Source organism: Microbacterium sp. NPDC064942, from assembly GCF_049545525.1.
In the GTDB taxonomy this organism is placed as follows: Bacteria; Actinomycetota; Actinomycetes; order Actinomycetales; family Microbacteriaceae; genus Microbacterium; species Microbacterium gawkjiense.
Genome location: NZ_JBMWDR010000003.1, coordinates 128,925 through 152,349 on the forward strand (window position 1 = coordinate 128,925; position 23,425 = coordinate 152,349).

Genomic DNA, 23,425 nt, shown 5'->3' on the forward strand with positions numbered 1-23,425 from the left:
AGGTATGCCCCTCGATCTCGAAGCGATCTACACCGATCTGCACCGGCATCCGGAACTCTCGTTCCAGGAGACCCGGACGGCCGGCGTCATCACGCGCGAGCTCGCGGCGCTCGGCCTCGAGTACGAGGAGGGCGTCGGCCGCACGGGTGTCGTCACGGCCGTCCGCAGCGGCGACGGCCCCGTTGTCTGGCTGCGCGCCGACATGGACGGCCTCCCCGTCGCCGAGCAGACCGGACTCCCCTACGCCAGCACCGCCCGCGGCGTCGACCCGGCGGGGCAGGACGTGCCCGTCATGCACGCGTGCGGACACGACATGCACGTGACCGCGCTGCTGGGTGCACTCGAGAAGCTGCAGGCGACCCGCGGCGAATGGTCGGGCACCGTCGTCGCCGTCTTCCAGCCCGCCGAGGAGTACGGCGCCGGCGCGCAGGCGATGATCGCCGACGGCGTGTTCGACCGGTACCCGAAGCCCGACATCGTCCTCGGTCAGCACCTGACCCCGCTGCCGGCGGGAACGATCGGCGTGCGTCCGGGCACGCAGATGGCGGCATCCGACGGCATCACCGTCACCCTGCACGGCCGCGGCGGACACGGCTCGCGCCCGCACGCCACGATCGACCCCGTCGTCATGGCGGCGGCCACCGTCATGCGCCTGCAGACGGTCGTCTCGCGCGAGGTCGACCCGCGCGAGATGGCGGTCGTGACCGTCGGCTCGATCCACGCGGGCCTGAAGAACAACATCATCCCCGCTGAGGCGACCCTCGAGCTCAGCCTGCGCTACCCCAACGACGAGGCGCGCGCCGACATCCTCGCGCGCGTCGAACGCGTCGTCCGCGCCGAGGCGGCGGCATCCGGTGCCGAACAGGAACCCACGATCTCAACCCTCCATTCCCTCCCGCCGACGATCAACGACGCAGACGCGACCGCGCGTCTGACCGCCGCGCTCGACCGCGCGTTCGGCGAGGGCACGGTCGTCGACCCCGGCATGTTCACCGGCAGCGAGGACGTCTCGTGGTTCGCCCGCGAGTCCGGCGCCCCGCTCGTCTACTGGTTCTGGGGCGGTGTCGACCCGCAGCAGTACGCGGATGCCGCCGCTGCCGGCACGATCTCGCGCGACATCCCGACGAACCACTCCCCCTTCTTCGCCCCCGTGCTGCACCCGACCATCGAGCGCGGCGTCGACGCCCTGACCGTCGCCGCGCGGGAGTTCCTCTCGTGAGCAACGACGACTGGCTGCCTTTCGCCCCCCTCGACCCGCAGGAGCACCGCGAGCCGGAGCGCCCCGAGAACCCGAACCGCGTGCCGATGATCCTCGGCGCCATCGCCGGTGTGCTGCTCGTGGCCGTGATCGTCGTGGTCAGCGCCTACCTGCTGCGCGCGACCGAGCCGACGACGGCGGCACCGCCCGCGGCGAGTTCACCGGCCGCGCCGCAGCCCGCGCCCTCGACGCCGCAGGAGCAGCCGCAGCCGTCCGAGACGCCCACGCCCGAGCCGCCGGCGGCGGCTTCGACGATCGCGCTGAACGGATCGGGCTTCACGATCACGTCCGAGGACGGCGAGTTCACGCACCGATGGGCGGATGACGCGGCCCCCGCGATCGCCGCGCTCACCGAAGCGTTCGGCACGGCGCCGGAGGAGGACTTCGTCAACGGCGACGCCGAGAACTGGGCGTACGACATCTACGTGTGGCCCGGCTTCCGCCTCTACGACGTCTTCCTCGGTGACGGCGGACGCTCGCGCAGCGAGGTGCCGGCGCCGACCTGGGTCACCGTCGGTGCCGGTCTGCCGGCCGACGTGCAGGTCACGAACGAGTTCGGCGTCGCGGTGGGCGACACCATCGACCAGGCCCGCAGCAAGGGGCCGTTCGACGAGTTCGCCCTCACGAACGGGCGCCTCCGCCTGACCTACGGCGAGGGCCGCGGCACGTTCTACAACAACGGCGAGCGCGTGTTCAGCGCCTTCGTCGAGTCGGACGAGTCCGCGCAGAAGGTCGCGACGATCACGTACACGTTCCGCGCCCGCGGTCAGTGACCGTCGCCGCGGTCGGACTCTGACCGCGAGAGCTCGCCGGTCATGCCTGGATTCTGGGGACGGAGCGGCATCCGCTTCGCGTTGCACTGCGTTCGCGGGAGGCGTAATGTCGCCCGCCGTGACCAGTGACAGCCGCGATCCGAACGCGGCCCCCTCCCCCGCCGTGAAGCGCATGCTGATCGGCGAACCCCTCGACACCGAGAAGCTCGACGGACAGCTCCTGCCCAAGAAGCGGGCGCTGCCGATCTTCGCCTCCGACGCGCTCTCGTCGGTGGCCTACGCGCCGCAGGAACTGCTCATGATCCTGCTGCTCGGCGGCACGGCGTTCATGGCCTTCGCGCCGCCGGTGGCGGCGGCCGTCGTGGTGCTGCTGGTCGTCGTGGTCCTCAGCTACCGCCAGCTCATCAAGGCCTACCCCTCCGGCGGCGGCGACTACGAGGTGGCCCGCACGAACCTCGGCGAGAAGGCCGGTGTCGTCGTGGCATCCGCTCTGCTCGTCGACTACGTGCTGACCGTCGCCGTGTCGGTCTCCTCCGGCGTGGACAACATCATCTCGGCCCTCCCGGCACTCGACCCCTGGCGCGTCGAGCTGGCGGTGGGCTTCGTCATCCTGCTGGTCATCGTCAACCTGCGCGGCGTGCGCGAGGCGTCGCAGACGTTCGCGATCCCGACGTACGTCTTCATCGGGTCGGTCGCCCTCATGATCGTGACGGGTCTCTTCCGGTGGGCGATGGGCGACGCCCCCGTCGCCTCGAGCGCCGACTTCACCGTCGAGGCCGAGAGCCTGTCGCAGGTCGCCTTCATCCTGCTCCTGCTGCGCGCCTTCTCGAGCGGATGCTCCGCCCTCACCGGTGTCGAGGCGGTCAGCAACGGCGTCCCCGCTTTCCGCACGCCGAAGATCAAGAACGCGCAGACGACCCTCGTCCTCATGGGCGGCATCGCCATCGCGCTGTTCGCCGGGCTCACCGCCCTCGCCCTCATCGCGGGGGTGCACTACGCCGAGAACCCCTGCAAGCTGATCGGGTTCGACTGCGAGGCGGGACCCCAGCCGAGCCTCATGGCCCAGGTGGCCGCGGCGACGTTCGGCGGCGACTCGATCTTCTTCTTCGTCATCCAGGCCGCGACCGCGTGCGTCCTGCTGCTGGCGGCCAACACCGCCTTCAACGGGTTCCCGCTGCTCGGATCGGTGCTCGCGCGCGACAGCTACGCGCCGAAGGCGCTGAACTCCCGCGGCGACCGCCTCGTCTTCTCGAACGGGATGCTGATCCTCGGCGGCGCGGCGATCACGATCCTCGTGGTCTTCCAGGCCAACCTGACCACCCTCATCCAGCTCTACATCATCGGTGTGTTCGTGTCGTTCTCGCTCGGACAGATCGGCATGGTGCGCCACTGGCGGCGCGAGCTGCGGCTGCTCAAGACCCGGCCCGCCGCGGCGCGACGCGAGGCGACGGCGGGACTCGTGATCAACTCGATCGGTGCGGCGTTCACCGTGGCCGTGCTCGCGATCGTGACGATCACGAAGTTCACCCACGGCGCGTGGCTCGTCTTCCTGGCGATGCCGGTGCTCGCGTTCCTCATGATCGGCGTGAACCGCTACTACCGCGACGTCGAGCACGAGATCGAGATGGACGACTCCGTGAAGTTCGGCTCGTCGGGCGACCTCGCCATCATCCTCGTCGGCAAGCTTCAGAAGCCCGTCGCCAAGGCGATCGACTACGCCCTCGCCGCCAAGCACGAGAAGACGCTCGCCGTCCACGTGGCAGTCACGACCGACGACATCGCCGAGCTGAAAGCCGATTGGGAGTACCACCGGATGCCGGTGCCCCTCGTCGTCGTCGACTCGCCCTACCGCCACTACGCCGGGCCGCTCATCGGCTTCATCGAGAAGTACCGCGAGAAGCACGGACCCTCGGTCGTGACCGTCTACCTGCCGCAGTACATCGTCGGGCATTGGTGGGAGACACCCCTCCACAACCGCCGCGCCCGCCGCATCGCGCAGCAGCTGATGATGGTGCACGGCGTCACGGTGACGCTCGTGCCGTGGCTGCTGGACTCGTCCGAAATCGTCTACGGACGGCGTTCGCGCCCCCTCCCCGGCGACGACCGCGGCGGCCGCGTCGAGCAGCGTCATTACGGTTTGGTAGAGCATTCCGAAAACTGATGGATGAAAGTCGCCGGGCTGCCATGATGTGCCCATGGCAGAGTCTCGCCGTCCCCGCAACCTCATCCCGCTCCTGACGTTCGCGGGTGTGCTCGCGATCGCGGCCGTCATCGCGATCGTGCTCCTGCTGAACCGCGCGCCGGCCCCCGCCGCCGCGCCGGGAGCGGGCTCGCCGACGCCCGAGGCATCCACTCCGTCCCCGGCGGCGCCCACGCCCGCGCCCTCGGAGACGCAGACCGAGGACCCGACGGCGAGCGCGGTCCTGCTGGGCGCGGACGGCTTCACGATCGTCGCGGACGACGGGTCGGAGCTGTACGCCTACGGGTGGCGCGACGACGCGGAAGCTGCCGTCGCGGCGCTCACGGACGCGTTCGGCTCCGAGCCGTCGGAGTCGGTCTACGAGGGCGACGGCTCGCACTTCCCCGATTACACGTCGTACGACTGGGAGGGGTTCATGTTCCGCGACATGATCGTCACGGAGGACGGCAAGCCGCGCGACGAGTACTTCGTCCCCTCGTACGTCTCGGTCACGGCGAACGAGGTGGGCGACGTCGCCGTCACGCCCGAGTTCGACCTCGCGATCGGTCTCACCGCCGACGACGTCCGCGCCCTCGGACCCGACGAAGAGGTCGAGATGCCCGACGGCGAACCGCGTTTCTTCTTCGCGATCGATCGCGCCGACGGACCCGAGGACGACGCCGAGCTCGACGGATACTCGCCGTGGGTCAACACCGACCCCGCCGACGAGACGGTGGTCTCCATCACGTACCGCCCGTGGTCCGAGCTCTGAGCCGGGGCGACCGGCCCCGGAACCCCGCACCGGCGTAGCCTAGAGGGGTGACTTCTCCCGCCCTGTCCGAGACCGCGACGCTCGACGCTGCCCGGCTGCGCGCGGACTTCCCGATCCTGCAGCAGGAGGTGAACGGGCACCCGCTCGTCTACCTCGACTCCGGTGCGACGAGCCAGAAGCCGCGTCAGGTGCTGCAGGCCGAGTACGACTTCCTCACCCGCAGCAACGCGGCCGTGCACCGCGGCGCCCACACCCTCGCCGCCGAGGCGACGGACCTGTTCGAGGATGCCCGGGCCACGGTCGCGCGCTTCGTCGGCGCCCGCGAGGAGCAGCTCGTGTGGACGAGCGGCGCGACGATGGGACTGAACCTCGTGGCGTACGCGATCGGCAACGCGACGCTCGGGCGGGGGGCACCGGCATCCGCTCGGTTCGCGCTGCAGCCCGGCGACGAGATCGTCGCGACCGAGGCGGAGCACCACGCGAACCTCATCCCATGGCAGGAGCTCGCCGCGCGCACCGGCGCCGTGCTGCGCCACATCCCCGTGCACGACGACGGCCGCCTCGACCTGGATGCCGCGGCGCAGATCATCGGCGAGCGCACCCGGATCGTGGCGTTCTCGCACGTGTCGAACGTGCTCGGGATCGTGAACCCCGTCGCCGAGCTCGTCGCACTCGCGCGGGAGGTCGGCGCGCTGACGGTGCTCGACGCGTGCCAGTCCGCTCCGCACATGCGGCTCGACCTGCCCGCGCTCGGGGTGGACCTCGCGGTCTTCAGCGGGCACAAGATGCTCGGCCCCTACGGCGTCGGCGGTCTCTACGGCCGCAGCGACGTGCTCGAGGCGCTGCCCCCGTTCCTGACCGGCGGGTCGATGATCACGACCGTCACGCTCGACGAGGCGGGGTACCTGCCGCCGCCGCAGCGGTTCGAGGCGGGGACCCAGCCGATCGGTCCCGCGATCGGACTCGCCGCCGCGGTGTCGTACCTCGAAGATGCGGGCATGGCCGCCGTGCACGCGCACGAGGTGCGCCTGGCCGCGCGGATGCGCGAAGGGCTCGTCGACATCCCCGGCGTCCGCCTGCTCGGAGACGCCGAGGGCGCCGAGCGCGTGGGCCTGTGGAGTTTCACGGTCGACGGCGTGCACGCGCACGATGCCGGTCAGTTCCTCGACGCGCAGGGGATCGCCGTGCGCGTCGGGCACCATTGCGCCGCGCCGCTGCACAAGCGGTTCGGGGTGACGGCGTCCGTCCGGGCGTCGGCCTCGCTGTACAACACCGACGACGACGTCGATGCGCTGGTGGATGCCGTGAGCGGCATCCGTTCCTACTTCGGAGTGGACGCATGAACGGTCTCGACTCGCTGTACCAGGAGCTCATCCTGGATCACTCGAAGCACCCGCACGGGCGCGGTCTGTCCCCCGAGGAGGGGCGGACGGCGAGCTCGCACCAGCACAACCCGATGTGCGGCGACGACATCACGCTGCGCGTGCGCGTCGACGACGCGGGCGAGCGCATCACCGACCTGTCCTGGGAGGGGTCGGGCTGCTCGATCTCGCAGGCGTCCGCCTCGATGCTCGCGGCGCTGATCGAGGAGGACGGCGGCGACGACGGACTGCCGCGGGAGGATGCCGTGAAGCTGATCGACGGCTTCCGCGAGGCGCTGCGCTCACGCGGCGCGATCCCGCTCGACGAGGAGACCTTCGCGGACGCGGCGGCGCTCTCGGGGGTCTCGAAGTTCTCGGCGCGCGTGAAGTGCGCGATGCTCGCGTGGGTCGCGCTCGAGGACGCCCTCGCCCGCGCCTGAGCCTGACGATGCCGCGGCGCGCCCCGCGGCGCGCCGTTGCGCACCCGGTCAGGCCGCCTGCAGCACCTCGCGCTCGAGGCGGGCGTACGAGGTCTCCATGCCGTCGGCCATGCCGGTGGCGAGGATCATGTCGCGCGTCTCCTTGTCGGGGTACTCGATGAGGAGCGTCAGCAGGGTGGCGCCGTCCTCCTCGTAGAACTGCAGGTCGTTGGTGGTCGACGGGCCGTCCATGCCGATCATCTTCTCCGTGCTGACCGAGCGGCGGGGTTCGTCGTAGAGGAGGGTCTCGCCCTCGAAGCCGAAGCGGCTCTCGGGGTTTCCGCGCTCCTCCCACACGTACCGGTAGGTGTCGCCGACGACGCATTCGACCATCGACCAGCCGTCGGGGCCCAGCATCCACTTCTTCAGGAGTTCCGGATCGTGGTGGGCACGCCACACGAGATCGCGGGGGCCCTCGACGAGGCGCGTGATGCGCACGTGGGTGTCGTCGAGGAGCTCGACGTTCGTGCCCTTGCCCTGGAACCACTCGCGTAGGCCGTGGAGCACCGTGTCGAGCTGATCCATCGCCATGCGGGACCCTTCGACGGCGCCCATCGCGACGACCTGTTCGAGGGCCTCGGCGGAGGTGAAGTACGTGACGTTCGAGAGGCGCGAACCGCCGGCGGTCTCGGCGAACGAGAAGACCATCCGCATCGACGGGAACTCGGCGATCGGCTGTCCGTCCTCGTCGGCGAACGCGTCGAGCACCTCGAAGCTGCGACCCTCGTCGATGGCGAGGAACTCCCACGTGCCCCGGGACTTCTCGCCCTGCGGGCTCGTCATCGCGTACCGGGCGTGACCGCCGACCGTGAAGTCGAAGTCGGTGAAGGTCGCCGGCCAGCCGGGAGGGCCCCAGAACCGCTCGAGCTGACGCGGCTGGGTGAACGCGCGCCACAGCCGGTCGACGGGGGCGTCGACGTCGGCGGTGAGCGTCATCGTGAGGTTCTCGGTGTCGGTGGTGATGTCGGTGACGGGCATGTCCTTCTCCTTCGGTGGACGGTCGGTCAGTTCTCGGGTTCGGCGAGCAACGCATCGAGGCGGTCGATGCGTGCGCGCCAGAGGTCTTCGTACTGCGCGAGGAGCGCGCGGGCGCGGGCGATCATCGCGGGGTCCGCTCGGACGAGTCGCTCGCGGCCTTCCGCGCGCTTGACGACCAGCTCGGCCGCCTCGAGCACCGCGATGTGCTTCTGGACCGCCGCGAACGACATGTCGTAGTCGGCCGCGAGTGCGGAGATGGACTGCTCGCGCTCGAGAGTGCGGCGCAGGATGTCGCGCCGCGTCGCGGTCGCGAGCGCGTGGAAGACGCGGTCGATCCGATCATCGCTGAGCTCCGTTTGTGCAACCATTTGGTTGTACGTTAAGGCAGCGGATGCCGGGCGTCGAGGGGCGGCGGTGTCGGGAACGCGTTCTCGTTGCACTAGAGGCCTTTTCGTTGCACTAGCCGACTTCCCCATTGCACTAAATGCAATGACACACGCAGGGCCGCCGTCTGCGTACCGGTGTGGATCACGGATCGCGGCCGTCAGACACACTCGTCAGATCAGGTGTAGTCGGGGTGGTTGTGAGTTGCCGCGCGCTGTTTCCCAGGCGCGTGCAGCATCGAGGTAGGGGCGGGCCCACCCGGGAAGCTCATCTGTGTGGCGTACGAGTTCGCCCCACCTGTCGGGCTCGTCGCTGAACCCGAGTCCTTTGTCGCCGCCGAGTGTTCCATCGACCCGCACCCGCATGCCGTCGATGAACACGTGCAGCGCCCCAGGCGAGTCATGCTTAGCCCAATGTTCCACTCGCAGGACCCGCGGAGCTACTACCAGTCGGCGCTGCCGGGCCTCCATCCCGACAACATCAGGCAACCCGTCCGGCAGCTTCCACGAGTACGCGACGTCGCAGCGCCCGACTCTCACGGGTGCACCTCAAGGTCGCTGATCGTGACTCGTTGAAAACCGACCGGTTCCTGGTGGTCATGCGCGACGCCAGCTCCGATCACACGCGTCTGGCGCGCCGCCGCGGTCAGCGCGGGGACAGTCTGCGCCGTCGTCTCGGTGGTTGTGGTCATACGCGCATTCTGTCGTCGAGTCGGGACATCGTCAGGGGATCGGATCGAATGCGAGCTAGCTGCCTTGCGAGTCGCGCTGATAGTCAAAGAATCCGAAGGATGTCTGCTGTTCCATCAGGCGAAAGATCACGCCGTGGTGATCCAGGGCCCTCTTCGGGTTGCCGTCGGGTTGGAGGGGACAGACGACGGGCTCCCCGGCGGGTGTGGGAACGGACCCTTCGTGCAAAACCGCGACGCAGGGCGTGAGGCCTTCTGAGTGCGTTTGGGTGTGCACTGTAGGCTGTTAGAGATGGTCTCTTCGGCCCGGAACTCACAATTCGTGACGCTGAATGAGCAGTTGTTGATAATGAGGCTCATTACTAGCGTCGGTTTGGCGTTGCTGCTGATGCTTGGTCTGGCGGCAACAGCCCATACGGAGCTGGATGGGGCTGCGCCCGTTCCTCTCGTGGTGTCCGGGCTGATGGACCCGCATGTGGAGCCTGTAGCGGATGTCGCGGCCGCGCATGAAGCAGTCGCTGATGGCTCCTGGTCGGGATCGAACGCACTTGTCGGTGCGGCGTTGTGTGTGTTCGGTGTGCTGTGCGGCCTCACGTTCATGGTGGTGTTGCGGAGACTATGGCGTCGGCGGATGCCGCCTGTTCTCGGTGAAGCTCCACGAATGCCTTCGCTGCTCCCTGCTTCGGCGGCGCGCGCGCATCCGATCGTTTTCTGGTTGACGCAACTGGGTCTTTCCCGAACCTGATATCTGGCACGCCACCCCGTGAGGTGGTGCTTCGTCCCGGGCTGTATGCCCGGGTTCTGTCCTGTGCCGTGTCCTGGTTTGGAGTACCCGATGAAAACCCCTGTAAAGGCGACTCTCGCCACCATTGCCGTTGTGGTGGTGCTGGTTGCGGCCGCGTTGATCTATGTCCTTGTCAATCAGAACCAAGCCGCTCCGCCCTCGTCCGGGGACGGCTCCCCGTCGGCGCAGCTGGTGCGGGAGAACTCGCACGTCCTCGATGACGGAGGTGAGGGCGCGGTCACGGTGGTGGAGTTCCTGGATTTCGAGTGCGAGGCATGTGGGTCGTTCTACCCGATCGTGGAAGATCTGCGGGAGCAGTTCGCCGGGGAGATCACCTATGTGGTCCGCTATTTCCCTCTTCCGGGTCATTTCAATTCGAAGAACGCCGCGATCGCGGCGGAAGCCGCTGCGCAGCAAGACCGGTTCGAGGACATGTACCACCGCTTGTTCGACTCACAGGCGGAGTGGGGTGAGGCGCAGGAGTCTCGAGCCGACTTGTTCCGCGGCTTCGCGGAGGAGCTCGGCCTGGATATGGCCACTTACGACGCCGCTGTAGCAGACCCGTCAACGAGTGAGCGTGTCGACCTGGACTTCGAGGAAGGTCGCGCTCTCGGGGTGAGCAGTACTCCGACGTTCTTCGTCGACGGGGAGCTCGCGGAGTTGCAGGAGTGGGACGACCTCGAGAACCTCATCCAGGCCGCGGTGAGCGGTGGCCAGTGATGCGGGCGGGGTTGTCGCATCGGCGGGTGATCATCGTCGGCGCCGGGCAGGCCGGGATGGCGGTCGCTGCGGCGTTGAGCGCGGAAGGGCTCCGGCCACAGCACGAGTTCGTGGTGATCGATGCCGCCGCGATGGGTCAGCGTTCCTGGGCGTCGCGGTGGCATTCGATGGAGTTGCTCAGCGACGCTCGACATAGTGCGTTGTCTCCGCGCCGGCTGCTGGGTGATCAGCGCCGGCATCCACGGGCGGACGAGATGGTGGACTACCTCACGTATGTGGAAGCCGGGCTTGGTGTGGAGACGGTGTGGGGTGTCCGAGCCACGGGGGTGGAGCATCGTGGGAACGGTTCGACGCTGCTGCTGTCGACGACGGCGGGCGAGGTGCAGACCCGCAACGTGGTGTGCGCGACCGGCGCGGCCGCGCACCCTCGGTTCCCGGAGTGGGCGAGTTGGCTGCGTGTGCCTGGTGTCGTGCTGCACAGCAGCGAGTACCTGTACCCAGGGCAGATCCCTGCCGGGGACGTGCTCATCGTTGGCGGGGGTAACAGTGGTGTGCAGCTGGCCCGTGAGCTGTCCGCCTCGCACACCGTCACCCTGTCCACCCGCACTTCGCGGCGGCACCGCCCGGCGGTGAGCTACCCCGCTGCGGCCGGTGAAAGCGTGTCCTGGCTGTCTCGCGAGAGACGCCCCGAGCCGGTGTTCGGCGACAGTTATGAGCAGCTGCGTCGCGCGGGGGTCACGATTGCACCGGCTGTGGCGACCGCGGACGGCGCCGCGGTGACTTTCGTCGATGGTGCTCAGACGTCACCGGGGTCGGTGATCCTCGCCACCGGATATGACCCTGGTGATCACTGGTTGCCGGAAACGGCCCGCACCGAGCGGCCCCGGCGCACCATGACCGGGCTTCCCGGGTTGTTCGTGGCAGGAATGCCGCAGTACGGCGGCCGCGGCGCCGACACCATCGCAGGGGTCTCCAAGGACGCGACAACGATCGCCCAGCACATCATCAACCGGCCCTGAAAGGACCTAGACCATGACCGCAGTACACGTTGCCGACCGCGCATCCCGGCGCCGATCGCCCACCCCCAGGAGCCGTCGACCCTTCCCCTTGCTGTCCAGCCTGGCGGCGCTGCTGCTGACCGCCGGTCTGCTGTACGCCGGCGCAGCTCCCGCGGCCGCGCACGATGAAATCGTCTCGTCCTCCCCCGAAGCCGGTTCGACGATCAGCGTGGTCCCGGAGGAGATCTCGCTGACGTTCAGCGGTGAGATCCTCACCGATTTCAGCGCGGTGATCATCGAGGTCGTCACCGCGGACGGGCAGAACCTCGCGTCCGGAGAACCGATCATCGACGGGACAACCGTCACCCAGGCTGTCCAGCCGGGTCAGGCCGGGGTGTTCACGGTGCGGTGGCGGGTCGTCTCCAGCGACGGGCACCCGATCAGCAACGAGTACCGATACACCGTCGAGGCCGTAGCGGTGCCCACCAGTACCCTCACCCCCGAAGCGACCGAGGAACAGACACCCGCACCGTCTACGACCACAGAGGCCACTACTCCCGGTGAGGTTCACAACGGTCCCTCCGGAGGTGGGGAGCTTCTACCCGTCCTCGCGGTCGTGAGCGGTGTGATCGTGCTCGGCGGCGCTCTGATCGTCGTACTCATGGTGGCTCGAGAGCGCCGCCGCCGCGACAGAGCAGCCACAGCTGCTGCGTCCGGCCAGAGCGGCGGAGATGGCGACACGGGGAAGGACGGTCTGGCCGATGAATCGTGAGCAGTCCCGACGATTCGCCATCGCCTGCCTGGCCGCCGGTGTGGTGGTCTTGGTTGATCAGGCGACGAAAGCGGCCGCACTCAGCGGGTTGAGCCAGGACGAGCGCATCCCGCTGCTGGGAGATCTGCTCGGGCTGCAGCTCGCGTTCAACCCGGGCGCAATCCTCTCTCTTGGCGCCGGGTTCACGGGGCTACTCACTCTCCTCGGCGTCGGCGCCGTGATGGTGCTGATCGTCGCCGCGGCGCGGGCACGGACGGGATGGTGGGCGGTGGGGATCGGGCTGATCCTGGGCGGCGCGGTCGGGAACGTGATCGACCGGCTGTTCTCCCCGCCTGGCTTCGGGGTCGGGCACGTCACCGACTTCCTCGCCTACGGGAACCTCTTCATCGGAAACCTCGCCGATGTCGCCCTCGGCGCTGGCGTGATCGTGCTCGGACTGTACATCTGGATCCGACACCGGCGCGCCCGCACGAACACAGCGGATGCCGGGATGGCCCGCGGACCGTCGCCGGCGGCGGGATCGGCGGTGAACGGTTCATGATGGCTAAGCAGCGCACCCCGTCCGTGTATCAGCGCAACGCATTCGCCCCGGGGCTGCTCGCGGCCGCGGTGTTGTTCCTTGCACCGGCGCTGATGGGTGGGGACTGGTTCACGCTGGTGCTGTTCGTCGCCGCGATCTTGGCGGTAGTCGTCGGTTGATTCGCAATCCAGGCGTGGCAGTGGTGGTGGGTGCCGGTGTTCGCAGCGATCGTGGTGATCTGGAACCCGGTGTTCCCGTTTCCGTTCACCGGCCCGGTGTGGACGGCCGCGCAACCGGTCGCCGCGGTCGTGTTCCTGGTGGCCGGCGCACTGATCAAGGTCAAGCGACCATGAACCACCGCGCTCTGATCGCCACCGCCTCGGTCTTGCTTGTTGCTGGGCTGCTCGCCGGGTGCGGATCTAGCGACTCGCTCGCGCAGCAGTACCGGGACGGAAGCCAGAAAGGCTACATCGCCGGCGACTTCCAGATCGTCGAGATCCCGGATGCCGATCGTGGAGAGCCGGTGGTGTTCGAAGGCGTCACCGAGACCGGCGAGGCGGTCTCCAGCGACGACTACCGCGGCGGGGTGCTGGTGGTGAACTTCTGGTACGCCGCCTGCGGGCCATGCATCGTCGAGGCGCCTCTGCTCGAGGAGGTCTGGCAGGAGTACCAGAAGCAGGGTGTCGCGTTCCTCGGGGTCAACACCTACGACCAGCCCGCGACCGCACTGTCTTTTGCCCGCGATAACAACGTCACCTACCCGAGCGTGATCGACGTGAACGACGGCAAAGTGAAACTCGCATTCGCGCAGGTCACCCCAATCCAGGCCACCCCCACCACCCTGGTCATCGACCAGGAAGGGCGGGTCGCCGCGCGGATCATCGGGCAATTGGCCAGCGCATCGATCCTGTCCACCCTGGTCGCCGACACCCTCGCCGAGGACACCTCGTGAACCCGGGAGCGGTCATCGTCGACGGCGCCCTGTGGGTCGCGATCCCGGTCGCGATCCTCGCCGGGCTGGTCTCCTTCGTGTCCCCGTGCGTTCTCCCGCTGGTGCCCGGTTACCTCGGCTACCTCGGCAGCACCACCACCACGACAACATCCCCCACCGTGAACGGCGGGCGCACCGCCACTGCGGAGCGCGCCCGGCTGCTGCTGGGCGTGACGTTATTCATCGCCGGGTTCACGGTCGTCTTCGTCGCCGTCACGATCCTCGGGGGCACCTTCGGATACCTGCTGCTGCAATACGCAGGCATCCTCACCCGGGTGTTCGGGATCATCATCATCGCCCTGGGGCTCGTGTTCCTCGGCTTCTTCGGCATCGCGCAGCGCACCCTCCGCCCCCGCGCCCAGGGCAGGGCCGGGCTGATCAGGGCGCCGCTTCTGGGGTTCGCGCTCGGCGTCGGCTGGACTCCGTGCATCGGCCCGACGCTCGCGGCGATCATCTCGATGTCGTGGAACCTCGGCGACCCCGCCCGCGCCGGCCTGCTCGGGCTGGCGTACTCGCTGGGCCTGGGTATCCCGTTCCTGATCCTCGCGGCCGGGTGGGGCTGGGCGTCCCGATCGGTCACGTTCCTGCGCCGCCACATCCGGGCACTGAACATCATCGGCGGGGCCATGCTCATCGCCCTCGGCCTGCTGATGGTGACGGGACTGTGGACGGTGCTGATGTCGCAGCTGCAACAGGTGGTGATCAATGTCCCCCTCCCACTCTGACACCGGCGCCGACGTCACAGCCGACCCGCTGCGGCCCGGCGACCACGCCGACACTGACGTCGACGCCGCAACCGAGATCACCCAGCCGGCACTCGGCATCACGGGCTGGTTGCGGTGGGCGTGGCGGCAACTGACGAGCATGCGCACCGCGCTGGTGTTGCTCCTGTTCCTCGCCATCGCCGCCGTGCCCGGGTCGCTGTTCCCGCAACGCAGCGCCGACCCCAACGGCGTCATCCAATGGGAGCGGAACAACCCCGACGTGTTTCCGCTGGCGGACGCGGTCGGGCTGTTCGACGTGTACCTGTCGCCGTGGTTCTCCGCGATCTACCTGCTGCTGTTCACCTCCCTGATCGGCTGCGTCATCCCGCGCGCGAAACATCACTACAAGGCGCTCCGCACCCGCCCGCCGCGCACCCCATCGCGGCTATCACGCCTATCCGAGTACCGGGAGTTCACCATCCCGGTAAGGGCCGCGCAGCCCGACGCGGCCGCGCAAGCGGTTGCCGTCGCCGCTGAGCAGCTGCGGAAGTCCGGGTACCGGGTGGAACGCTACGACGCCCGCGGCGCTGCGTCGGTGTCGGCCGAGCGCGGCTACCTGCGGGAGACCGGCAACCTGATCTTCCACGTCGCCCTTATCGGCGTGCTGGTGTCGGTGGCGATCGGCGGGTCATTCGCATACACCGGGCAGCGGGTGGTGGTGGAGGGCACCACATTCGTGAACGCGCTCAGCGACTACTCCTCGTTCAACCCTGGCCGGTTCATCGATGGGACCGGCCTTGCCCCCTACTCGCTCACCCTCGACGACTTCCAGGTCTCCTACCGACTGCCCGGCACCCCCGGCGCAGGCCAGGCCGGCGACTTCTCCGCCGACGTCACTATTCGGCAGCCCGGTGAAGACGACCGGTCGCAAAGTGTGATTGTGAACTACCCGGTCACCGTCGAAGGTGACCGAATCTACCTGCTCGGCAACGGCTACGCCCCCACCCTCACGATCCGCGACGCCGCCGGCCAGGTCGTGTACAGCGAATCGCAGCCGTTCCTGCCGCAGGACTCCAACATGACCTCGCTCGGGATCATCAAGGTTCCGGATGGTCTGCCCGAACAGGTCGGGCTGGTCGGGTTCTCCTACCCCACCCAGGGGGTGCTGCCCTCCGGCGCGTTCACCTCCGTCTACCCCGACGTGGTCAACCCCGTGATGACCCTCAACGTGTTCAGCGGCGATCTCGGCATCGACGATGGCACCCCCAGGTCGGTGTACACGCTCGAGGTCGACGGGCTCACCCAGCACACCGGCGGCGAGACCGCCGCTGACTCGCTCGAGCTCACCCCGGGCGCCACCGTCGACCTGCCGAACGGGTGGGGCACCATCACCTGGGAGGAGGTCACGACAGAGGAGCCGGTCAAGCGGTTCGCGTCGCTGCAGATCCAACACGACCCCAGCAGCGGCTGGGTACTTGCGTTCTCCGTGCTCGCCACCCTCGGCCTATTCGCCGGCCTGTTCGTGCCCCGCCGCCGGCTCTGGGTGAAAGCCCGCACCACCCCGGACGGTGTGCACGTCGAATACGCCGGCCTCGCCCGGGGTGAAGACCCCACCCTGGCGCGCGCCGTCGACGAGCTCGCCACCCGCCACGCGCAGTCCCTCGGCGTCGAGCCGCCGGCGAAGGGCACACCGTGACCGTGTGGATCCCGGACGCCCCGCCGACTTTCGGCGGCTTCCTCACCCCAGCGCCGCTGCCGGCCCCGCTGCTGCCGATTCTGGCAGGGCTCCTCGCGGTCGCTTACCTGGCCGGCGCGATTCGCATGTGGGTGCGCGGCCGCCGATGGCCGATCTGGCGGACGAGCAGCTTCCTGCTGGGTTGCGTCGTCCTCGCGGCCGTCACCGGTCTGGCCGTGGAGAACTACGGTTACGCGTTGTTCTCGGTGTTCATGTTCCAGCAGCTCACTCTCATGATGGCAATCCCTCCGCTGCTGGTCCTCGGCTCCCCCGGCACCCTGCTGCTGCGCGCCACCCCGCACCACGGCCCCGGCCTCCTACTACTCCGCGTCGCGCATGCCGGGCTGCGCAGCCGCACGGGACGGTGGCTACTCAGCCCGTGGCTGGCGGTGCCGCTGTATCTGTTCGCGTTCTACGGCCTCTACCTGGCGAATTTCGCCGACCCAATCCTCGCGACCGTCACCGGCCACACCCTCCTCGAGGTGGGGTTCCTGGTCGGCGGGATGCTGTTCACGATCCCGATCCTGTCCTCGGACCCGCTGCCGGTGCGGATGAGCCACGGCGGCCGCGCCCTGGACGTGTTCACCGAAGCCGCACTGCATGCCTTTTTCGGTGTGTTCCTGATGATGGCCGCCAACACCCTCGTGCAAGGGTTCGCCGGTCCGACGAGTGCACTGGGCATCGACTCGATCGAAGACCAGCGTCTCGCCGGCGGGCTGGCTTGGTCGTACGGCGAGGCTCCCACCCTGCTGATGCTCATCTACGTGATGCACCGCTGGTTCCGTGACGACACCGCCCAGGCCGTCGCCGCCGACCGCCGTGCCGACGCCCACGGAGATCCCGAGCTCGACGCCTACAACGACTACCTCAGCCGGCTCCACCAGAAGGACACCTGACCCATGCGTGCCACTCTGCCAACACCCGCCTCCGTCGCCGCGCCGGTGCCGGCGTCGCAGCGCCAGGCGGCCTCGTGGTCGCTGCCGCTTTGGGTGGCGGTGCCCGCGGCCGCGGCGGCCGGGTTCCTGCTGGATCTCGCGCCCCCCCCGGCTGGGTGGTGGCCGCTGACATTCATGAGTGTCACTGTTGCTCTGCTGACCCTGATTGGCCGCCGCATCGGCGGTGCCCTGCTGGTCGGCACCATCTTCGGCGCCGTGTTCTACACGACTCACCTGGTGTGGGTGGGCGAGTTCCTCGGCCCGACGCCGTGGCTTGCCCTCGCCGGGCTGGAGGCCGTCCTGTTCGGGGTGGGTGCTGTGCCGATCACCCTCGCCTATCGGTGGACCGCCCGCCACCGATCCCGTAGCGGTATGCAGCTTGCCGCTGTGCCTCTGTTGGTCGCGGGATTGTGGGCGGCTCGCGAGGTGATGATGGGAACGTGGCCATACTCCGGGTTCCCGTGGGCGCGGCTCGGGATGACCCAGGTCGGCGGCCCGATCGCTGAGGTCGCGTCGTGGACGGGTGTCACTGGGCTCTCCTTCCTGATCGTCGCGGTCTGCGCGGCTGTTGTGCAGTGGCTCCGCGCCGGCGGGATCCGGTTCCACAAGGGAATCCTCCCCACTGGGGTCGTCGCGGTCCTCCTGGTCATCGCCCCGCAGTTTCCCACCACCTCGGCCGGAGAATTCCGGGTCGGATGGGTGCAGGGCAACGGGCCGACCGGATACTTCGACGACAAGTCGCCCGGGGACGTCCTCGCCGCGCAGACCGCCGCGACGCGCCCTCTGTACGGGCAGCCGATGGACCTGCTGGCGTGGCCGGAAGGCGGCGTCGACGCTGACCCGCTCAGCGATCCGGCAGCCGCCGAGACGTTGGACCGGGTCGTGCGCTCGACCGGTGCTCCGCTGCTGATGAACGCCGCCACCACCCGCGGCAATCAGGTCTTCAACACCTCGCTGCTGTGGACAGCAAATCCCGTCGACCGGCAGTGGCATGACAAGGTCAACCCGGTTCCATTCGGAGAGTACGTGCCCGACCGTTGGTTCTACAAGCTGATCGTCCCCGACCTGGTCGGACTGATCCAACGCGAGTACACCCCAGGCACCAACCCGCCCATCGTGCAGGTCGGAGACGTCGGGGTGGGGTTGGCGATCTGCTTCGACGTCATCTACGACACCGTGATCTGGGATGGCGCCCGCTCCGGTGCGGAGGTGTTCGTGTTCCAAACCAACAACGCCGACTTCCGTGGGACCGACGAGAACCTGCAGCAACTCGCGTTCGCCCGGATGCGCGCGATCGAAACCGGGCGCGCCGTCGTCAACGTCTCGACGGTGGGCACCAGCCAGGTGATCGCCCCTGACGGCACCACCGTCGACAGCATCGCCGTCAACACTGCTGGCGGGTCGATCAGCACCGTCCCGTTGCGCACCGGACTTACCCCCGCCGTGGTCCTCGGCCCCGGGCTCACCGGTCTCATCGTGCTCGCCGCCGCAGGGGGGCTCGCCGCGGCGGGAGTCTCCCACCGTGCCCGCACGCGTGCGGGCGGTCATGCTCGTCCGACTGACCAGGCGCGGCGCCTATGAACACGTCACGAGCGAGGGCTGCCAGACATCCACATACCCTGCCGCTCCGAACGCTGGTGACCGGCAGCGATCCCACGATCCCTGGTGAACGGATGGCTGAGGGATGCGGGTGCGCGCCTACGCCCGCGGAGAGCCGCGCCTTGCGGGCTGGTGTAAGCCGACGTGTTCTGCTGACCGCGGGGACGGCGAGTGTGGTCGGCGTGCTGGTGGCCGGTCCGTTGTTGCCGGCCGCGTTCGCGGCGACCTATCCGTCTTGGGAGGACGTGCAGGCCGCGAAAGCGAACGAAGCAACCAAAGCCGCCGAAGTCCAGCGGATCCAGGGTCTCATTCAAAGCCTGACCGGTGAGGTGACACGCACCCGCACGATCGCCGAGCAGGCCGCGGGCGCGTTCTACACCGCTCAGCAGAAGTACTTCGACGCATCCATCCGGGCGGACGCGCTGCAGTCCCAAGCCGACACGGAAGCGCAGAACGCGACCGACGCTGCGAACAAGGCCGGCCGCGTCGCCGCGCAACTGTACCGAGACGGCGGCGACACCACTTCGCTGGAGCTGTTCTTCTCCGGCTCAGCGGCCACCGCGGACGACCTCCTCTCCAGGTTGGGCGTGATGGACAAGCTGCTCGAGCGCAACCAGGCGGTGTATGCCGTCGCGATCACAGCACGGGACGCCGCGCAGAGCCTGACCGATCAGGCAGTGGTCGCCCGAGACGAACGAGACCGACTGCAACGCGTCGCTGAACAGAAGATGCTCGAAGCGCAGCAAGCCGCCGATGCCGCACAGGCGGCGTTGGACGCGCAAACCCTCCACCTCGGCGAGTTGCAGGCCCAGCTCGCCGCCCTCGAGGACGCCACCGCGAAGACCATCGCCGATTATCAGGCCGGAGTGGAAGCTGCCCGCATCGCCGAGGAGCAGCGGCGATGCGGCTGAGCGGGCCGAGGCCGAGCGGCTCGCGGCCTCAGGCGGCGGAGGCGGTGTGGTCAGTTCCGGGTGGGCACGGCCAACATCCGGGAACCGCACTTCGGGATTCGGGCCGCGCAGCTCACAGTGCGGCAACGGGTACTGCTCGACCAGCTACCACTATGGCGTCGATCTGAGCGGCGCCTGCAGCGCCGGGATTTACGCGGCCGCGGCGGGCACCGTCGTCTACGCCGGGTACAACGGCGGCTACGGCAACTACATCAAGATCGACCACGGCGGCGGGATCGGCACTGGATACGCCCATATCCGCAACGGCGGCTTCTACGTCGGATACGGCCAACGCGTGAACGCCGGCGACCTGATCGGCAGCGAAGGAAACACCGGCAACGCGTTCGGCTGCAACCTGCACTTCGAGGCCTACGTGGGCGGCTCCCCGGTCAACCCCATTTCCTTCCTCGCCGCCCGCGGCGTGTCCATCTGACCCGAAATGAAGGGACATCATGACTGAACAGAGCACCTCAGCTGGCGACCAGCCCCAGACGCGCCGCAGCCTTCGCCGCGCCGTCACCTCCTTCCCCGCCAGCGCAGCCCACCCCAGGCGGCGCGTGCCCGCCGTGATGTCTGCTCGCCGCGGGGCGATCGCGCTGGGGTCGCTCCGGTCCCTCGCGGCTCTTGCGGTGGTAACCGGTCTGATCGCCACCTTCGCCCTCCCCGCGTACGCTGCCTGGCAGCCCGCAGACATCGAGGTCCCGACGCTGCAGCAAGTCGCGTCCGATGACGCGCAATCTCTGATTGTCGCCTCCGACGCGACCGCGATGCAGCTCACCCGGGAGAGCTACGCGGCCACCACCCAGGAGGAGATCGACCAGAAGAAGGCGGCAGAAGCGGCTGCAGAGCGTGCGCGAGCTGCGCAGGTTGCCTCGATGCCGTTCGACTACAGCATGGTGCCCCCTGGTAGTGGAATCGTGCGCTGGCCGGTCGGCGGCCCGTTCACCGTGACCGACCGGTTCGGGGACCGAGGCGGTGCACATATGGGCACCGACATGGTCGCCGCCGGCGGAACCCCCGTCTACGCGTCTCTCGACGGTGTGGTGCGGATCTCACAGGACAGCTACGGCGGATACGGGGTCACCGTCGTGGTGGAATCCGTCCTGAACGGGCAGCAGGTGAGCACGGTGTACCCCCACATGCAAACAGGCAGCCGGCAGGTCAGCGTCGGGCAGAGCGTGACGGCCGGGCAGCTGGTCGGGCTTGTCGGTAGCACGGGCCGCTCCACCGCAAATCATCTGCACTTCGAGGTGTATCTCGACGGCACCGCCGTCGACTCGCTGACCTGGCTGGAAGCGAACGCGGGCTGACACATGTCCCGAACGCATCCGCCGCGCAACGATGCTCGCGCCAACCCCCTGACCGTACAGACGAAGAGGATGACCCTGCCATGACCGGAACTGACGCGCTCTCCCTCGACGGCATCTCGCTGCTGTTGGTGTGGACGGCGATCGCCACCTACCTGCTCGCTTTCATCGCCTACACCATGGACCTCGCCCAGCGCTCCGTTCCTGCCAGCACCCCGCAGCGGGAGCCTGCGCTGGTCGGCGCCACTGCAACGGCGAGCCCGCAGACCGCGAGCACCCAGAGCGGTGGGACGGACAGTGTCCGCACGCCGCCCGCGCAGCGGCCGCGGCTGCTGTGGGCGCGGAGCGGTCCTCGCGTTTCTGTTTCACCTGGCCGGGACCATCTTGCGCGGGATCGCGGCCGGGCGGGTGCCGTGGGCGAACATGTACGAGTTCGCGCTGACCGGCACCGTCCTGATCGTCGCCGTATATCTGCTGGTGCTGCGCCGCTATGACCTCCGCTTCCTGGGCGCGTTCCTGATCGGCATGATCGTGCTGCTGCTGGGCGGGGCGACCATCACGTTCTACGTCGAGGTCGTCCCGCTGATGGACCCACTCAAGAGTGTCTGGCTGGTCATCCACGTCTTCGTCGCCTCGCTTGCCACCGCCCTGTTCGCGATCGCGTGCGGCCTCGCGGTCACCCAGCTCATGCAAACCCGCCGGGAACGGCGCGCCGACACAACCTCGGCTCGTGCCGGCGGCCCGCGGTTCCTGGCGACGCTGCCTACCGCGGATGCGCTCGAGTCCCTCGCGTACCGGTTCGTGATCGTCGGGTTCGTGTTCTGGACTTTCACCCTGATCGCCGGCGCGATCTGGGCCAACGATTCCTGGGGCCGTTATTGGGGATTCGACACCAAGGAAGTGTGGACCTTCGTGATCTGGGTGCTCTACGCCGGGTACATCCACGCCCGCGCAACCAGAGGGTGGCGCGGCACCCGCTCCGCCTGGCTGTGCATCATCGGATTCCTCACGGTGTGTTCAACTTCACCATCGTTAACATGTTCTTCAAAGGACTCCACGCCTACTCCGGCCTCAGCTGAGCATCATCCGCGAATCCGCCTGAGACACGAACTGAAAGCACGCATATGACTCCGAACCGCCCGAATCCGGCCAACACCCCTCAGCACGGTCCTGTCACCCTCAAGCAACAGCGTGAGCACAAGCGGCAGCAGAAATTGGCTGAGTATCAGAAGCAGCTCGCCAAACGCCGTCGCAGCAGACTGGTCTGGTGGGTCGCCGGATCGACGGCGGCTGTGGTGATCATCGGCCTCTTCGTCGCGTCCGTCGTGCTCGCACCGTCACCGCCAAGACAGTACGAGGCCGGCAGTGAGGGGGCGAGCATCCAAGGCGTCGAAACCTTCGAGAACACGGCTGAGCACGTTGAGGGTGCTGTCCAGTACGAGCAAAGCCCTCCGGCGGGCGGCCCGCACAATGCTGTCTGGTTGAACTGCGGCATCTATGACCAACCGGTCCCGAATGAGAACGCGGTCCACTCCATGGAGCACAGCGCCGTGTGGGTGACCTACAACCCCGACGAGGTCGCGGGTGATCAACTCGCAACGCTCAAGAGCCTTCTACCCTCAACCTATGTCGTTCTGTCCCCCTATGAGGGACTGGATGCGCCGATCGTGATGTCCAACTGGAACCAGCAGCTGAAGGTCGACTCGGCCGACGACGAGCGTATCGGCGCCTTCTTCGAAGAGTACTGGCGCAGCCAGAACGCCCCCGAGCCGAACGCCGCCTGCACTGGCGCATACGACGCACCGGGAAAGCAATGAACCGCGACGAAAACATCGACGCGTCCCCATCCCGAGGGAGGCCGCGGTGGTGGATCGTCCTCCTTATCCTGCTCGCGGTCGGCGCGCTGACCTTCGCTGCGGGGCGCTTCTCGACCTTCGGGTCGCCGGGCGCGAACCCGCCGGGTGCCGACTCTCCCGAGGCGGGCTTCTCACGCGACATGCAGGTGCATCACGCGCAGGCCATCCAGATGGCCATGGAGATCTACCGCAAGACGTCCGACGAGGAACTGAGGATCTTCGCGTACGACATCGCCACCGGGCAGGCAGGCCAGCGCGGCGAGATGTACGACTGGCTCGTGCAGTGGGGGCTGTCGCAGTCTGGTGGTCCGATGATGCAGTGGATGGATGCCTCTCCGGGCGGGAGCGGCCATGCGATGTCTGACAGTGCGGCCATGACGGAGGAAGAGGCACGCATCGCGATGGGCATGGCCTCAGCTGAAGAGATCTCCGCCTTGGAGGGTGCGACCGGGCAGGAAGCCGATTGTCTCTTCCTCGGGCTGCTCATTCGCCACCACGAAGGCGCCATCCCTATGGCGGAGGCGCTCATCGAACTCGGCACAGATCCACGCGCCCTGACCGTCGCAGAAAACATCAAGACCGGACAGACCGCCGAGATCAGCGCAATGAAATCCATGCAGGCGCGAATGGGCTGCGAATAGCACCCGATCGCACCGCTCGTGGCTGGGGCAGCAAACCTGCT

Annotated in this window: 24 protein-coding genes and 2 pseudogenes; 23 read left to right on the forward strand and 3 right to left on the reverse strand. The window is 68.3% G+C overall.

The window, feature by feature from the left end; all coding sequences use genetic code 11:
- The first annotated feature begins 4 nt into the window (after positions 1-4).
- From ACPEH2_RS06950 to sufU, 6 genes are all read left to right on the forward strand, one after another.
- On the forward strand, positions 5-1,219 hold the full coding sequence (locus ACPEH2_RS06950; RefSeq protein WP_217529042.1) for an amidohydrolase: 1,215 nt from the start codon (positions 5-7) through the stop codon (positions 1,217-1,219).
- Complete coding sequence (locus ACPEH2_RS06955) at positions 1,216-2,031, forward strand: hypothetical protein (RefSeq protein ID WP_253034873.1); 816 nt, start codon at positions 1,216-1,218, stop codon at positions 2,029-2,031. The genes ACPEH2_RS06950 and ACPEH2_RS06955 overlap by 4 nt, the downstream gene beginning before the upstream one ends.
- Positions 2,032-2,137: 106 nt before the next feature.
- Positions 2,138-4,192, forward strand: coding sequence for an APC family permease (locus tag ACPEH2_RS06960; RefSeq protein ID WP_359919031.1), 2,055 nt, complete (start codon positions 2,138-2,140; stop codon positions 4,190-4,192).
- Between the two features lie 34 nt (positions 4,193-4,226).
- Entirely contained in the window at positions 4,227-4,982 is a 756-nt protein-coding gene (locus tag ACPEH2_RS06965; protein WP_253034875.1) for a hypothetical protein, read from the forward strand.
- A 47-nt stretch (positions 4,983-5,029) separates the two neighbouring features.
- A complete protein-coding gene (locus tag ACPEH2_RS06970; protein WP_359919033.1) occupies positions 5,030-6,325 on the forward strand; it encodes an aminotransferase class V-fold PLP-dependent enzyme in 1,296 nt (431 codons plus the stop codon).
- Positions 6,322-6,783, forward strand: a complete 462-nt coding sequence (gene sufU / locus ACPEH2_RS06975) for a Fe-S cluster assembly sulfur transfer protein SufU (RefSeq protein WP_217529033.1) — start codon at positions 6,322-6,324, stop codon at positions 6,781-6,783. Before ACPEH2_RS06970 ends, sufU begins: the two co-directional genes overlap by 4 nt.
- A gap of 48 nt (positions 6,784-6,831) precedes the next feature.
- Here sufU and ACPEH2_RS06980 read toward each other — a convergent pair whose 3' ends face one another.
- From ACPEH2_RS06980 to ACPEH2_RS06990, 3 genes are all read right to left on the reverse strand, one after another.
- A complete protein-coding gene (locus ACPEH2_RS06980) occupies positions 6,832-7,800 on the reverse strand; it encodes an SRPBCC family protein (RefSeq protein WP_359919035.1) in 969 nt (322 codons plus the stop codon).
- Positions 7,801-7,826: 26 nt separating this feature from the next.
- Entirely contained in the window at positions 7,827-8,168 is a 342-nt protein-coding gene (locus ACPEH2_RS06985; RefSeq protein WP_311860790.1) for an ArsR/SmtB family transcription factor, read from the reverse strand.
- Positions 8,169-8,719: 551 nt separating this feature from the next.
- Positions 8,720-8,875, reverse strand: a complete 156-nt coding sequence (locus ACPEH2_RS06990; RefSeq protein ID WP_359919037.1) for a hypothetical protein — start codon at positions 8,873-8,875, stop codon at positions 8,720-8,722.
- A gap of 289 nt (positions 8,876-9,164) precedes the next feature.
- Between ACPEH2_RS06990 and ACPEH2_RS06995 the strand changes: the two genes are divergently transcribed.
- The 17 genes and pseudogenes from ACPEH2_RS06995 to ACPEH2_RS07075 all read left to right on the forward strand — a co-directional run bounded on the left by ACPEH2_RS06995 (position 9,165) and on the right by ACPEH2_RS07075 (position 23,384).
- Positions 9,165-9,617: a hypothetical protein gene (locus ACPEH2_RS06995; protein WP_359919038.1), complete on the forward strand. Its 453-nt coding sequence runs from the start codon at positions 9,165-9,167 to the stop codon at positions 9,615-9,617.
- Between the two features lie 90 nt (positions 9,618-9,707).
- Positions 9,708-10,376 carry a DsbA family protein gene (locus ACPEH2_RS07000; protein WP_359919040.1) on the forward strand — a complete coding sequence of 223 codons (669 nt, stop codon included), beginning with the start codon at positions 9,708-9,710 and terminating at the stop codon, positions 10,374-10,376.
- A 26-nt stretch (positions 10,377-10,402) separates the two neighbouring features.
- Positions 10,403-11,395, forward strand: coding sequence for a flavin-containing monooxygenase (locus ACPEH2_RS07005; protein WP_359919041.1), 993 nt, complete (start codon positions 10,403-10,405; stop codon positions 11,393-11,395).
- A gap of 13 nt (positions 11,396-11,408) precedes the next feature.
- Positions 11,409-12,146, forward strand: coding sequence for a copper resistance CopC family protein (locus ACPEH2_RS07010; RefSeq protein WP_423718516.1), 738 nt, complete (start codon positions 11,409-11,411; stop codon positions 12,144-12,146).
- Positions 12,136-12,687 (forward strand): signal peptidase II, encoded by a 552-nt coding sequence (locus ACPEH2_RS07015; protein WP_359919045.1) that lies wholly within the window; start codon positions 12,136-12,138, stop codon positions 12,685-12,687. Before ACPEH2_RS07010 ends, ACPEH2_RS07015 begins: the two co-directional genes overlap by 11 nt.
- Positions 12,684-13,019: pseudogene (locus ACPEH2_RS07020) on the forward strand (DUF6804 family protein). The gene ACPEH2_RS07015 and the pseudogene ACPEH2_RS07020 overlap by 4 nt, the downstream one beginning before the upstream one ends.
- Positions 13,016-13,618 (forward strand): TlpA family protein disulfide reductase, encoded by a 603-nt coding sequence (locus ACPEH2_RS07025; protein WP_359919047.1) that lies wholly within the window; start codon positions 13,016-13,018, stop codon positions 13,616-13,618. Before ACPEH2_RS07020 ends, ACPEH2_RS07025 begins: the two are co-directional and overlap by 4 nt.
- Positions 13,615-14,382: a cytochrome c biogenesis CcdA family protein gene (locus ACPEH2_RS07030; RefSeq protein WP_359919048.1), complete on the forward strand. Its 768-nt coding sequence runs from the start codon at positions 13,615-13,617 to the stop codon at positions 14,380-14,382. Before ACPEH2_RS07025 ends, ACPEH2_RS07030 begins: the two co-directional genes overlap by 4 nt.
- Positions 14,363-16,057 (forward strand): cytochrome c biogenesis protein ResB, encoded by a 1,695-nt coding sequence (gene resB, locus ACPEH2_RS07035; RefSeq protein ID WP_359919050.1) that lies wholly within the window; start codon positions 14,363-14,365, stop codon positions 16,055-16,057. Before ACPEH2_RS07030 ends, resB begins: the two co-directional genes overlap by 20 nt.
- On the forward strand, positions 16,054-16,992 hold the full coding sequence (locus ACPEH2_RS07040) for a cytochrome c oxidase assembly protein (RefSeq protein ID WP_359919052.1): 939 nt from the start codon (positions 16,054-16,056) through the stop codon (positions 16,990-16,992). The genes resB and ACPEH2_RS07040 overlap by 4 nt, the downstream gene beginning before the upstream one ends.
- A 3-nt stretch (positions 16,993-16,995) precedes the next feature.
- Complete coding sequence (lnt, locus tag ACPEH2_RS07045; RefSeq protein WP_359919054.1) at positions 16,996-18,612, forward strand: apolipoprotein N-acyltransferase; 1,617 nt, start codon at positions 16,996-16,998, stop codon at positions 18,610-18,612.
- A 191-nt stretch (positions 18,613-18,803) separates the two neighbouring features.
- Complete coding sequence (locus ACPEH2_RS07050) at positions 18,804-19,541, forward strand: hypothetical protein (RefSeq protein ID WP_359919056.1); 738 nt, start codon at positions 18,804-18,806, stop codon at positions 19,539-19,541.
- Positions 19,542-19,587: 46 nt separating this feature from the next.
- Complete coding sequence (locus ACPEH2_RS07055; RefSeq protein WP_359919058.1) at positions 19,588-20,013, forward strand: M23 family metallopeptidase; 426 nt, start codon at positions 19,588-19,590, stop codon at positions 20,011-20,013.
- Between the two features lie 196 nt (positions 20,014-20,209).
- Positions 20,210-20,890: a M23 family metallopeptidase gene (locus ACPEH2_RS07060; RefSeq protein ID WP_359919059.1), complete on the forward strand. Its 681-nt coding sequence runs from the start codon at positions 20,210-20,212 to the stop codon at positions 20,888-20,890.
- An 80-nt stretch (positions 20,891-20,970) separates the two neighbouring features.
- Positions 20,971-21,966, forward strand: a pseudogene (ccsB, locus tag ACPEH2_RS07065) (c-type cytochrome biogenesis protein CcsB).
- A gap of 45 nt (positions 21,967-22,011) precedes the next feature.
- Positions 22,012-22,704 carry a DUF3105 domain-containing protein gene (locus tag ACPEH2_RS07070; RefSeq protein WP_359919061.1) on the forward strand — a complete coding sequence of 231 codons (693 nt, stop codon included), beginning with the start codon at positions 22,012-22,014 and terminating at the stop codon, positions 22,702-22,704.
- Complete coding sequence (locus tag ACPEH2_RS07075; protein WP_359919063.1) at positions 22,701-23,384, forward strand: DUF305 domain-containing protein; 684 nt, start codon at positions 22,701-22,703, stop codon at positions 23,382-23,384. The genes ACPEH2_RS07070 and ACPEH2_RS07075 overlap by 4 nt, the downstream gene beginning before the upstream one ends.
- The last annotated feature ends 41 nt before the right edge of the window (positions 23,385-23,425 follow it).